This is a genomic window from Mesoflavibacter sp. SCSIO 43206, from assembly GCF_019904215.1.
Classification (GTDB): Bacteria; Bacteroidota; Bacteroidia; order Flavobacteriales; family Flavobacteriaceae; genus Mesoflavibacter; species Mesoflavibacter zeaxanthinifaciens.
The window spans coordinates 905,232-918,639 of sequence record NZ_CP063201.1 but is presented as its reverse complement, the minus strand read 5'-3'; the positions used below and the strand labels follow the sequence as shown (position 1 = coordinate 918,639).

7 protein-coding genes are annotated in these 13,408 nt (G+C 32.7%); 2 read left to right on the top strand and 5 right to left on the bottom strand.

Translation table 11 applies throughout. From position 1 onward, the window contains the following. Positions 1–117: 117 nt before the first annotated feature. Together INR78_RS04435 and INR78_RS04430 are read left to right on the top strand one after the other, a co-directional pair. Entirely contained in the window at positions 118–1,023 is a 906-nt protein-coding gene (locus tag INR78_RS04435) for a hypothetical protein (protein ID WP_223077633.1), read from the top strand. A gap of 79 nt (positions 1,024–1,102) precedes the next feature. After that, entirely contained in the window at positions 1,103–2,647 is a 1,545-nt protein-coding gene (locus tag INR78_RS04430) for a glycine--tRNA ligase (protein WP_223077632.1), read from the top strand. Between the two features lie 67 nt (positions 2,648–2,714). Here the strand turns inward: INR78_RS04430 and INR78_RS04425 are convergent, their stop codons facing one another. The 5 genes from INR78_RS04425 to INR78_RS04405 form a co-directional block, all read right to left on the bottom strand. Further along, positions 2,715–3,863, bottom strand: coding sequence for an efflux RND transporter periplasmic adaptor subunit (locus INR78_RS04425; RefSeq protein WP_223077631.1), 1,149 nt, complete (start codon positions 3,861–3,863; stop codon positions 2,715–2,717). 93 nt (positions 3,864–3,956) lie between these two features. Then, positions 3,957–8,276, bottom strand: coding sequence for a CusA/CzcA family heavy metal efflux RND transporter (locus tag INR78_RS04420; RefSeq protein WP_223077630.1), 4,320 nt, complete (start codon positions 8,274–8,276; stop codon positions 3,957–3,959). 66 nt (positions 8,277–8,342) lie between these two features. Then, a complete protein-coding gene (locus tag INR78_RS04415; RefSeq protein ID WP_223077629.1) occupies positions 8,343–8,732 on the bottom strand; it encodes a hypothetical protein in 390 nt (129 codons plus the stop codon). Positions 8,733–8,824: 92 nt separating this feature from the next. Beyond that, positions 8,825–9,859, bottom strand: a complete 1,035-nt coding sequence (locus INR78_RS04410; protein ID WP_223077628.1) for an NAD(P)/FAD-dependent oxidoreductase — start codon at positions 9,857–9,859, stop codon at positions 8,825–8,827. Positions 9,860–9,940: 81 nt separating this feature from the next. Beyond that, entirely contained in the window at positions 9,941–13,384 is a 3,444-nt protein-coding gene (locus tag INR78_RS04405; protein WP_223077627.1) for a hypothetical protein, read from the bottom strand. Between the last annotated feature and the right edge of the window lie 24 nt (positions 13,385–13,408).

Below are 13,408 nucleotides of genomic sequence, written 5' to 3'. Positions count from 1 at the left end.
GTTTCAGTAATTATAATTTGACAATCAATTAACATAGTTAATCAATTATTTTTTCGTTTTATCGATAATTATTGATGGTCTTTATTCTTCTTATTTACTTTGCAAAAAAAATTAACAATGATAGTTTTCCCTCAAACATATAACTACAAGTTAATTATTGGTTCATTGATAATAGCGTTATCCGTTTTAGGAGTATTTACATTTCAAAATCAAAATAAGTTAGAAGAGTATAATGCATACTTAGCTCAAGAAAAAAGCTTAATTCAAAATGAGTTGTCAGAGATGATATCTAGATTTGATACTTTAGATATTGAAAACGAAGAATTAAGTTTGCAATTAGAAGCTTCTAAGCTAAAACTAGAACAAGCGTTAGACTCTATAAAAACACTAGAAGTCACAGCCAATTTATTAACTCATTATAAGTCCAAAGTACAATTACTTAAGGAAGAAAAGGCGCGTATTCTTAACTTAGTTAATAACTTAGAGACTCAAAATAAAACTTTACAAACAGAAGTTACTCAATCTAAACAACAATTAAGCAGTATAAAAGTTAAAGCCAATACATTAAAAGAAACAAATGTAAAGCTTAAAAAACGCAATGAAACCTTAAATAAACACATTGTTAAGGCAAGTCAAATGCAAATTACTATGTTAGATGCAAAAGCAGTAAAACGTGTTAGTAAAAACAAGGTTGTAACAACAGATAAAGCAAAAAGAACAAACAAACTTTTAGTCGAATTTGTAATACCAAAAAATGATTTAATTACTAAGGGTAAAAAAGATATTTATATACAAATAGTTAATCCAAATAATAATGTGGTCTCAAATAAAGACGAAGCTAAGTTTGGAAAACAATCCTTAATTTACAGTAAAAAACTAGATGTTAATTTTAACAATAAAGATTTAGCAGTTTCAACTTTTATAGATGCTGATAAAGATGAACCTTTTAAACAAGGTGTTTATTTTGTAAACGTTTTTAACCAAGACAACCGTTTAGCTAGTACTTCAATATTGTTAGACTAATTTTCTTCTTTATTATTAGGCTTAAATCAGCCAAAAATTATATTGTAAACTTTTTATAAACGTTTATCTTTGCTGTATTATGGCAAACAACGACGATCAATTTAAAAAAGTAATCTCTCACGCAAAAGAGTATGGTTACGTATTCCAAAGTAGCGAAATTTACGATGGACTAAGCGCAGTTTACGACTACGCACAAAACGGTGTAGAATTAAAGAAAAACATACGCGACTATTGGTGGCGCGCTATGGTGCAAATGCACGATAATATTGTAGGATTAGACGCTGCAATTTTTATGCACCCAACCACTTGGAAAGCGTCTGGACACGTAGATGCTTTTAACGATCCGTTAATTGATAATAAAGACTCAAAAAAACGTTACCGTGCAGATGTTTTAGTTGAAGATTATTGCTTAAAAATCGAAGCTAAAATTGAAAAAGAAGTTAAAAAAGCCGAAAAACGTTTTGGCGATGCTTTTAATAAAGAAGAATTTTTAAGCACAAACGGTCGTGTTTTAGGTTATCAAGAAAAAATTGATACCATCCTAAAACGTCTAGGTAAATCTTTAGAAAATGAAGATTTAGCAGACGTAAAAGCCTTAATTGAAGAATTAGAAATTGCATGTCCATTAAGCGGAAGTAAAAACTGGACAGACGTTAAGCAATTCAACTTAATGTTTGGTACCAAATTAGGTGCAAGTGCAGACAGCGCAATGGATTTATACTTACGTCCAGAAACAGCACAAGGTATTTTTGTAAACTTCCTAAACGTGCAAAAAACTGGACGTATGAAAATTCCTTTTGGTATTGCTCAAACAGGAAAAGCTTTTAGAAACGAAATTGTTGCAAGACAATTTATCTTTAGAATGCGCGAGTTTGAACAAATGGAAATGCAATACTTTATCAAACCAGGAACACAAAAAGAATGGTTTGATTACTGGAAAGAAACACGTCTTAAATGGCATAAATCGCTTGGTTTAGGCGAAGATAATTACCGTTTCCATGATCACGAAAAATTAGCACATTATGCAGATGCAGCTACAGATATCGAGTTTAAATTCCCGTTTGGATTTAAAGAATTAGAAGGAATTCACAGTCGTACAGATTTCGATTTAAAACAACACGAAGAGTATTCTGGTAAAAAACTTCAGTATTTTGATAACGAAGACAATACAAGTTATACGCCTTATGTTTTAGAAACCTCAATTGGTTTAGATCGTATGTTTTTAGCAGTGTTTTCTAACAGTTTACAAGATGAAACTTTAGAAGACGGAAGCGAAAGAACCGTTTTAAAATTACCAGCAGTTTTAGCACCAACAAAAGCAGCAATTTTACCATTAGTTAAAAAAGATGAAGGTTTAACTAAAATGGCAAAAGATATTGTAGACGATTTAAAATGGGACTTTAACGTTACCTATGACGAGAAAGATGCAGTAGGTAGACGTTACCGTCGTCAAGATGCAGCAGGTACGCCATTTTGTATCACTGTAGATGGCGAAAGTCTAGAAGATAACACTGTAACGATACGTCATAGAGATACTATGGAGCAAAAACGTGTTAAAGTTGAAGAATTACGCGACATCATTAAAAAAGAAGTTGATGTAAAAGAATGGTTAATGAAGATGTAAAATTCCTGTAAAAACAGAAATTTATAAATAAAATTCGCCCAAAACTTTATGTTTTGGGCGTTTTAGTTTAATGACTATGTCCACCTTTGCCACCTTCTTCTAGTAACATTCCTATACCTTTAACTAATATTTGTTTGTTTTGTAATGCTTCAGGATTTAAAATTTCTGTAGCATTTTCGTCTTCTTGACCTATGTTTACTTTTAGCTTTTTAAATTGATAGCCATCAGTAGTTGTTTCATCTAAAACAAGCACATAATTGTTTTTGTCTTCACTTACAATAGCTTCGTTTGGTAAGCCAAGACCTTTTTTACTGTCTGTAATAATGTTAGCTTCTACAAACATACCAACAATAAAATTGGCTAAGTCTTTATCTACGTGTCCGTGAACTTTAACACGTCTTGTAGTTTCATCAATGGTAGTGCCAACTAAATGCACGTCTGCTTCAAAAGTTTTTTCTGAAGCTTCAGGAATTTTAAAGAGTATTTTTTGACCTTTTTTAATGTGCATAATGTCTTTTTCAAAGACTGATAATTCCAAATGAATATGGTCAATATCTACAATTTCTAATATCACATCGTTTGGCGCAACATAAGCGCCATTACTTACATTTACTTTAGTGACGTTTCCATTAATTGGTGCATATAAACTAATGGTTGAGGTAATGTTTCCTTGTTCTACAGCAGCTGGACTAATATTCATCATTTGTAATTTTTTCTTTAGTCCGTTGTAAGTAGCCAAACTACTTTTGTAAGTGCTTTGTGCTTTTAGGTAGTTTTTTTCTGAAGTTATTTTTTCGTCAAATAACGTTTTTTGTCTGTTAAATTCAGCTTTCAAATAATTAAGTTGCTCTGCGATTTCTAAATAGTTTTGCTGAATTTCGACATACTCAGGATTTTTTAAGCTTACCAAAAGTTGTCCTTTTTTAACTTCGTCACCAACTAAAAGTGGTGTGTTTGTAATATATCCACCAATAAATGTCGTGATACTCGATTTGTTTTTTGGTGGCACGTCTATCATTCCGGTAACGGCAATTCCTGTTGAAAAATCAAGTGTTTTCAAACTATCTAAAACCATTTGCTCGCTTTCAAATTGTGCTTTAGTTACTGTTATTGCATTGCTTTTGGTAGGTGTGTTTTCAAGCGTTTCTGTTTTGTTTTCTTTATTTCCGCAGGTTAAAAATAAAAGCGATAAAAGAAGTATATATATATGTTTCATAGATTTAAAATTTTCAAGAACCATTGGTTCGGTTATTTACTTTTCTAAAGTTATTGGTCTTTATTTGTCAAATGCCCATTATGGGCTTTCATTTTAATTAATATTTAATGTCAAGTGATTAATTTGTATTACGGTTTGATTGTAAGCGTTTAAATTTTCTAGATACGATAATTCAATTTCGCTAGCGGTTTCAAGACTTTGTATGTATTGAAAAAAGTCAATTTCACCTTCTTTAAACGTACGGTTTGCGGTTTTTATAATTTGATTTTTCAGCTCTTCACCTTCATTATTATAGTAATTTACAGCTTCTTCGTATTGCGCTAAAGTCGTCAAAAGTGCATTATACTTAGTGTTTAATTTGGTTTTATAATCTTGTTGTTGCTCTGTAATAATGTCTTTAGCAATTTTTGAAGCTTTTATTTTTGAAGCATTGCCAGAAAACAACAACGGAATTTTCAACCCTAATTGATAGCCTTTTAAATTGGTATTTAACTGGTCGTTTGTACCTTGAAAATACTCGACGCTAATGTCTGGTAACAGGTTTTGTTTTTCCTGTTGATAGATGGCGTTTTGATAGTTTTTAGCTTGTTCAAAATAGTGTAAACCAACATTATTTTGTGTTGACATAACTTCGATTTGTAACTGTTCAAGCGGTTGGTCTACAATCTCTAAACTATCAACTTGTACAACACTTTTTAATTGCTCTTTAGAAAATGCAACTTCTTTAAGTGCTTGTTTATACAAGGTTTCTAACTGTTTTTGTTTGGATTTAGCGGTAATCATTTCTAAATAATTGGTTTCGCCAAGTTCAAAGCGACGTTTAGATTTATTGGCAAAATCTTGATACAGACTATCTAAATATTTGTAAGTTTTCGCCTTGTTTTTAGAATAACTCAACTGGTAATAGTTGGCATAAACTGCTTGCTGTAATTGCTCAAACCTGAGATTGTAATGCGTTTCTTCTAAACTAGCTTTTGCTTTATTGGTTTTCTTTTCCGCAAAATATACCGTCGGAAACTTAAAATCTTGAGCAATACCAAACACCTTTAATGGTTGATTGTTTATGGCTAAATTATTTTCGTCATAACTGTAATAAATAGACATTTTATCAAAACTAAAAGCGCTTCCTATTAAAGCATTGCTTTCGTCTACCTTAAGATTTGACGCTTTTAAGCCTGAGTTATTTTCAATAGCTAGAGCTAAAGTTTCTTCAATGCTTAATTTATTTTGCGCGTTAGCATTCATCATAAAAAAGAAACCGAGAATGGTAATTATTACTGTTTTGTTGATTTTGACTTCTTTTTTAGTTTCAAACCACGCGTATAAAACGGGTAACACGATTAGGGTTAATACGGTTGCAGTGACTAATCCGCCAACGACTACGGTTGCTAAAGGACGTTGAACTTCGGCACCAGCATTGGTCGAAACCGCCATAGGTAAAAACCCTAAAGCTGCTGCTGCTGCGGTTAGTAAAACAGGTCGCAAACGCTCTGAAGTTCCACGCTTTATGCGTTCTTCAATATCATCCATACCGTGTTCTTTTAATTCTTTAAAATGCTCGATAAGCACAATACCGTTAAGTACAGCAATTCCAAAAAGCGCAATAAAACCAACACCTGCCGAGATACTAAACGGTAAATCGCGTAGCCATAAAAGCAATACGCCACCAACAGCAGATAATGGAATAGCTGAGTATACTAATAAAGCTTCTTTTACTGAACCAAATGCAAAATATAGTAGCAAGAAAATTAAGGCTAAAGCAATTGGTACCGCAATCATTAAACGTGCTTTGGCACTTTGTAAGTTTTCAAATTGTCCACCATAAGTTACATTGTAACCAACAGGTAATTTTAATTGTTGATCTAGAATGGCTCTGACATCATCTACTACCGATTGCAAGTCACGATTACGAACATTGATCCCAACGACGATACGACGTTTGGTGTCATCTCTTGAAATTTTTGCAGGTCCAGTGGTGTAAGTGATCTCTGCTAATTCGCTAAGCGGAATTTTTGTTCCACTTGGTGTATCGATATATAAATTTTGAAGACTGGCTAGATTTTTTCTATTGTTTTGATCTAAACGCATTACTAAATCAAAGCGCTTTTCGCCTTCAAAAACTTGCCCAACAGTTCCGCCAGCAAATCCCATTGAAATTATTTGATTAATATCTGAAATATTAAGTCCGTAACGTGCAATTTTACTTCGGTTGAAAGACACGCTCATTTGTGGTAAACCTTCAACTTTTTCAATGATGATATCTGAAGCACCTTCAACATCTTTAATTAATTCTTTGACTTCGTCTGCTTTATTGGCCAAAATGGATAAATCTTCACCAAAAATTTTAACAGCAACATCGGCTCTAACACCAGTGATTAGCTCGTTAAAACGCATTTCGATAGGTTGGGTAAATTCCACTTCCATACCAGGAATGATGCTTAATGCTTCTTTAAATTTATTGGCTAATTCGTCTTTACTTTCTGCGCTTACCCATTCGTTTTTTGGTTTTAGTTTTATGATGACATCGCTTTCTTCCATAGACATTGGATCTGTTGGTACTTCGGCAGCGCCAATACGACTAACGACTTGATCGACTTCTGGGAATTTTTCTAGAAGAATCTTTTCAATTTTGGTTGTAATTTCAATGGTTTTACCAAGTGATGTTCCTGTTTTTAAAACTGGCTGAATAACAAAGTCTCCTTCGTCCAAAGTTGGCACAAATTCACCACCCATTTTACTAAATAAAAAGATGCTGATAACTAGTAAAATTCCGGCTAAACTCATCACTGTTTTTTTGTGTTGCAAAGCCCAATTAATAGTAGGTTTGTACCACGAGTTAAGCACTTTCATTAACCTAACGGAAATATTTTTTTCGCTTGGCTTTTTCGGTTTCAAAAATAAAGATGATACCACAGGAACGTATGTTAAACATAGCAGCATTGCACCAATTAATGCAAAACTAAACGTCAATGCCATAGGCTTAAACATTTTACCTTCTACACCGCTTAATGATAAAATAGGAATAAAGACTATTAAGATGATTAATTGCCCGAAAATGGCAGAATTCATCATTTTTGAGGCGCTTTTTAACGTGATTTGGTCAATTTCGGACTGTTTAGCTTCTTTAGTGAGTGATTTTAGTTTTTCACTTTCGGTTATAATTCTAAAGGCGATAAACTCGACAATAATCACTGCACCATCAATAATAATCCCGAAATCTATTGCACCAAGACTCATTAAATTGGCATCAACACCAAATATGTTCATCATTGAAATGGCGAATAATAAACTTAACGGAATAACAGACGCAACGACCAAACCCGAGCGTAAATTACCGAGTAATAAAACCACAACAAAAATGACGATTAATGATCCTAAAATTAGGTTTTCAGACACGGTAAAGGTTGTTTTACCAATCAGTTCGCTACGTTCTAAAAATCCGTTGATGTAAACACCTTCTGGTAGACTTTTTTGGATGTCTTCTACGCGTGTTTTTACAGCGTCTATAATAGCTTTAGAGTTACCGTTTTTAAGCATCATAATTTGCCCAAGCACTTTTTCGCCTTCACCGTTACCGGTAATGGCTCCAAAACGTGTGGCACTTCCAAAACCTACTTTAGCAACATCTTTTATGTAAATTGGTGTACCTTCATTTTTGACTACGATTTGCTCTATATCTTCAAGGTTTTTAACCAAACCTTCGCCACGAATAAAATAGGCTTCGTTAGTTTTTTCAATATATCCGCCACCAGCAACACTATTGTTTTTTTCTAATGCGTCGTAAATTTCGGATACCGAAATCTTCATAGCATTTAGCTTGTTTGGGTTAATGGCAACTTCGTATTGCTTTAAAAATCCGCCCCAAGTATTGACTTCCACAACACCAGGTATACCTGATAGTTGACGCTTAACAATCCAGTCTTGTATGGTGCGCAAATCGGTAGTTGAATATTGGTCTTTATATTCGGGTTTTACATCCAAAATGTATTGATAGATTTCACCCAAACCAGTGGTAATTGGTCCCATTTCTGGCGAACCAAATCCGTCTGGAATTTTCTCTGAAGCTGACTTGATTTTTTCGGCAATTAATTGTCTTGGTAGGTAAGTACCCATATTGTCCTCAAACACAATAGTCACTACAGAAAGACCAAATTTTGAAACTGATCTTATCTCTTCTACGCCTGGTAAATTAGCCATTTCTAGCTCGACAGGATAGGTGATAAATTGCTCAACATCTTGGGTTGATAAGTTGCGTGATGTGGTAATCACTTGGACTTGGTTGTTGGTAATATCTGGTACAGCGCCAATAGGAATTTGGGTCAAAGAGAAAATTCCGAAACCAATAATAAATGCTGTAAAAAGGAAAATAATAAGCTTATTATTTAAGCTTGATTTTATGATTTTTTCTAACATAATTCATAATAATAAAATTGAAAAGTGCCTGTCTGCAATTGAAAACAGGATGAGTTTTAAAATGAATTATGCGTGTTTAGGTGGTTGAAAAACAGATGGTTTTTCAAATGAAGTAAAAGATTCTTTGTAGATGAAATTAAAAGGAATTTCAATAAACTCTGTATTGTTTATTTTAAATGAAATGTTAGGACTTATAAAAGACAAATTTATGTGCGTACACATGTGGTGATTGTCTTTAAAAGGTAAATCTTTATGTTCTTTATGATCGTTTTCATGATTATCTCTAGCTTCACCATAATGTTCAGCTAAAAAATCAAAAAAAGAATCGCCATACATTTCTTTATGAAATTGAGCATGATCAATCAAGGCATTAATCTTAGAAATGTCGTCTAAGTTAATATTGAAACTTTGAATAAGAATCAGAAACGAATATGTTAATGCCAATATTTTGTTCATACCTTACGAAATTACAAAATTAAAGGAATTAAACTGTTACAAAAGTTACATATGACTGCTAATATAGAACGTTTTTAATTAAGGATTTTTATTTATAAAATATTATTAGCTAGGTAATTGGCGTCTTTTTTTATGCCGCCTAAAGTAGCAGATCCACGTGTGTGTAACCATGGTAAACCAATAAAATATAGTCCGTTTGTTGTGCTAATACCACGATGATGTTTTGGATAGCCATTTTGGGTTAACTCAATATTTTTTATCCAATTAAAGTTGGGTTTATAACCGGTTGCCCAAACAATATTCTTTACATCTTTAAGGATTTGTTTTGATGTTTTTATTGTGTTTTCTTCGGCGTCAAGTGTATATCCAACTGGTATAACGTTATCTCTTTTAATAATAGATTTTACATCTGTACCAATAATTGGCTGTTTAGATTTACTAATCTTTTTTCCAAGCCAAGAGTCCTTACTAAAACTTAAAAAGCCTGTTATAGTAAACCACCACCAAAGCGTTTTTCCTAAGATTTCTTGTGGTAAAGTTTTGATATCTGTGTTTCCTGAGAAATAAGTTTTTTTATTGGTTTGTTTTGAAATTTCATCTAAAATTTGAAATCCGCTATCGCCGCCACCAACAACCAGTGTTGCGCCATCTTTAAGTTGTTCTGGATTTTTGTAGTAATTACTATGTATTTGAAAAATATCTTCGGAGAGATTATTATGAAATTTTGGAGTATAAGGAATATGAAACGGTCCAGTAGCTACAATAACTTCTTTGCACTTTAAATCACCTTTATTAGTTTTTACAATAAAATGATTGTCTTCTTTTTCAATGCGTTCTGCAAGCGTGTTTAATTGCAGTGGGAAATCAAATTTTTCTACATAAGATTTAAAGTAATCTGCGACTTCGTATTTGTCAGGATAATGTCCTTTAGGTGCAGGAAAAGGCATTCCTGCAAGGTGATTAAATTCGGTTGGTGTAAAAAGTTTTAACGAATTCCAACGGTTAAGCCAAGAGGCACCAATTTGGTCTTCTTTATCAATTATTAGAAAATCTTTTTGATTTTTCTTTAAGTGATAAGCCATAGATAATCCAGCTTGTGCAGCTCCAATAATTATAAAATCTTTCATTAAAACGTATTGTGGTTATTGCCATAGTATACGTTTTTTAAAGGGTTTTAACAAATGGAAGTTTTTAAAATACGTAAATGCTTAAAAATAAGCTTTTAACTGTACGTTACCGGTATGAATGGTTTTGGAGGTTTCAGTTTTTCTGCCAAAATAATTAAGGTTTAAATCTAAAAATTTGGTTAGTTTTTTTTGCGCTAAAAGTGTCCAAGTGAAGTTTTTTCCTGGTTGTAAACCTTCTAATAATTGATAAGCTACAGGACTGTTGGCGTTGCCTGTAAAGTTGTTGTCGAATACGTTAAATTCAGCAGAAATTGCGCCAGATTGTGCATTGTTTTTAGGCGAAAACGCAAATGATAAACCATACTTTTGCTGCTGTAAAGTTTCTAAATTATTAATCGTGTTTTCTTTGTTTGTATATTGATAAAACACGTCAAATTGTACATTATCATTTAATAAATATGATAATTTAGGGTTGAAAGCTTCAGTATCTAAATCGAAATTTTTACTGCTAAAGTTTTCACTTCTATTAAATTGATTTTCTAAAGTAGACGTTAAAGTAACCAACCAACTATTAGCTATTTTGTGCGTAAAATTTAATTGGTGACTTTTCAATTTGTTTTCTATAAACCCAAAACTTAGTGTGCTTTTAGATTGATTGTTTAAATACGTGTAAGACGTTGTATAGCGTTGCTTGCCACGATTAAAAAACAGTACATTTCTAAAATTTTGGTTAAGTCCTAATTGATTGTCTTCATCTTTTTTAAAAGGATTTAAATCAAAATTATCACCGTTTCTTCTAATTTTTCTATCAATTAGATAACTGGTTTGATTGTAAAATTTAGATAATAATTTTTTTCCTTTTTGCTTTGAATTTACCCAATTTATAGGGTTTAAAGTTAGGGTTTGACTCAATCTGTTTTGGTGTGTTTTTATATAAACTTGATTAGGTAATAACACACGAATATATTCGCCTTGATCGGTAAATTGAGCAATTTCAAATTCTTCTAATTCTTGTATACCGTTATTATTATAATCAATCCAAGTGTATGCGCCTTGACCAGGTTCTACTTGCACGTAAGTGAAATCTTGTTGAGGTAAAGAGCCAGAATTAGTCTCGAAAGCAGTATTCCAAATAATACCATTTTTTAGAAACTTTTGATTGAATAATATACGCGAGTTTAGAGAGTTTTCGTCTGCAATGTCTTCATCTTCATAAGTCAGCGTACGGTAATTAATATACATTGATAGATTGGTGTTTTTGTTACTTATCAAACGCGAATCTAAATAGTAAGTGTTTGAGGTGTTAACACGAGTTAATTTTTGATTTTGAATACTATCATTAACTCTAAATTTATAACCAACTTCTGCAAAAACATTAGTGCTATCACCAATTCCTGTAAAAGCTTGATAAGCTATAAAACGTTGAGATAGGTCTGTAAAAGCTTGAGTTTCTTTAATGCGCTCTTTGTTTTCTTCAGCAGAAAAACCAGCACCAAACCATTGTTTTTTTAAAGCGTAAATAGCTTTGTTGTAGGTTCTGAAAAATCGAGATTCGTTTAGCGTTCCATCCGAATTTAACAGACTTGATTGTGATGAAATATTAAGTTTTTTAAGTCTTAAATTGGTGTTTAAATTATGTTTGCTTCCACTAAATGTACCAGAGTAATTTAAATGCTGAAAATTGTAGCTTGCATTTCCTTTTTCGGGATGAAAAGCCTCAAAACCTGCCGAAATTAAAGCTTGATTTCCTAAGGTTGTATTTTGAAGATTGGTGCTGTTTTGACTTAAATTCCAGTCGCGATTAAATTCTGGTCGGTATAAACGTTGTATAGTTTTAAAATCTTGATTGATGTAATCTATATCTGCAATTGCATTAAGATTCCAAAGACTATCTTGCTTGATTATGGACTGTTCTACGGTTAATTTACCTGCATAGCCATTATTGTTTTCATCATCTAAATTAGAAAATAGGTTAAGATCGTTTTTGCTACCAGCTAATTCAAAACTAACGTTTGTTTTTTCGCTTGGCGAGTATTCTCCATTTACCACAGCAATTTGTAAAAGTGTTGGTGCTACTAATTGTACCACAGGTGCATAATTACCTTGTGGTATGCCATTTATTGGAGCAACGTATTCATAAATATTATTAATGGCATTTGACGATGATAGTATATAATTACCTTGATTATCTCCAACTAAAGTAAAGGTAACGCTGTAAAGCTCGTCATCTGAATTGTTAGAGAATATGTAAATCTCTTCTCCGTTAATAATCTCTTTTCTATATAAAATTCTATTTTCATTATAGGCTTCTGGGACTTCAGAAGGCGCTGTCATTAGGTTTTGATCATCACCTGCGTTGCTTAAAATTTCAGCTTGTGCTTGAGAGATATTTTGCTGTAACGGATTGTTTTTAGAGTCGTTTTCTGAATAGACAGAAGCGCCAATTTTTAGTTTGTCGCTACTGTAATTTCCACCTCCAAAAGCGACAATTCTAGAATAATTTCGTTCAGAATATTGAAAATCAACACTAATTCTCATTTCTGAAGTTACAGGATACGTAGGGTTGAAAATAATTTCACCTGCATTGTAATCTATAATATAATCTTCGTTTTCTCCTCTTTTTAACGGTACTCCATTTACGTAAACGGTTTCACTTCCAGAAACAATAAGTACAAACAACTCGCCACTTGGACCTTGCAGTTTGTACGGACCTTGATTACCTTCTTGAGCGATGAATTGGTAGTTGGTAAATTGTCCGCGTACCAAAGCGCCTGACGCAAAAATATTGGTTTGATGGTTGTCGTCACCCAAGTTAGCTCTTATTTGTAAGCCTTGAACTCGCTTAGAAAAATTAGCAAAATAAGAGTTGTTGTTTTGTAAGTCTATATCTCCAGCACGTATCGCCCAACGGTCACTAAAAAGCTCTAAAAACACTTGGTCAAACTCGTCTAAACGTTGTGAGTAACCACTTTCTTGTAATGGTATGTTGGCATCTTGTATACTGGCACGCAGTGAGACTTTGTCGTTTAATTTACCGGTTATTTGTAAATCTAATTCGCTATTTAAAACTGAATTTTGGTTGTTACCAATAGTCACACCACGACTTATACTACCAGTAGTGGTTAAGCCATCAAAAGGTGTGAAAGTGTTGGTAATATTGGGTTGTTTAAGTTGTACAAGTTTGTCAACGTTTGCAGTACTTTCTACAATAACGCTTTTGTCAAATTGTTGGTAAGTTCTAGTTAAAAATTCAGGATATTTTTGGTAACTTACTATTACAGAATCTCCTTCAATAGGTTTTAAAAGTTGAAGCGTTGACGTTGCAAAATCTATAGCATAATACGTAGTATCTAAAATCTGATTGCTTTTAGTTTTTAATTCAAAAAAAATAGAATTTATACTTACACTATCTACTTTTATAGTGTCTTTGATAGCGATGGTTTTCTTTACCATTAAAGCATCTTGGTCTTGCCCAAAAGCAAAAAAGACTGACAAGAAAATAAAAAAGGTAAAGCAATTTTTCATCTACAACTATAACAGCAAAATTGT

Excerpts from the sequence above, each read along its gene's own strand:
- INR78_RS04415 (WP_223077629.1), bottom strand. The coding sequence starts at position 8,732 with ATGAACAAAATATTGGCATTAACATATTCGTTTCTGATTCTTATTCAA.
- INR78_RS04405 (WP_223077627.1), bottom strand. The coding sequence starts at position 13,384 with ATGAAAAATTGCTTTACCTTTTTTATTTTCTTGTCAGTCTTTTTTGCT.
- INR78_RS04410 (WP_223077628.1), bottom strand. The coding sequence starts at position 9,859 with ATGAAAGATTTTATAATTATTGGAGCTGCACAAGCTGGATTATCTATG.
- INR78_RS04435 (WP_223077633.1), top strand. The coding sequence starts at position 118 with ATGATAGTTTTCCCTCAAACATATAACTACAAGTTAATTATTGGTTCA.
- INR78_RS04425 (WP_223077631.1), bottom strand. The coding sequence starts at position 3,863 with ATGAAACATATATATATACTTCTTTTATCGCTTTTATTTTTAACCTGC.
- INR78_RS04430 (WP_223077632.1), top strand. The coding sequence starts at position 1,103 with ATGGCAAACAACGACGATCAATTTAAAAAAGTAATCTCTCACGCAAAA.
- INR78_RS04420 (WP_223077630.1), bottom strand. The coding sequence starts at position 8,276 with ATGTTAGAAAAAATCATAAAATCAAGCTTAAATAATAAGCTTATTATT.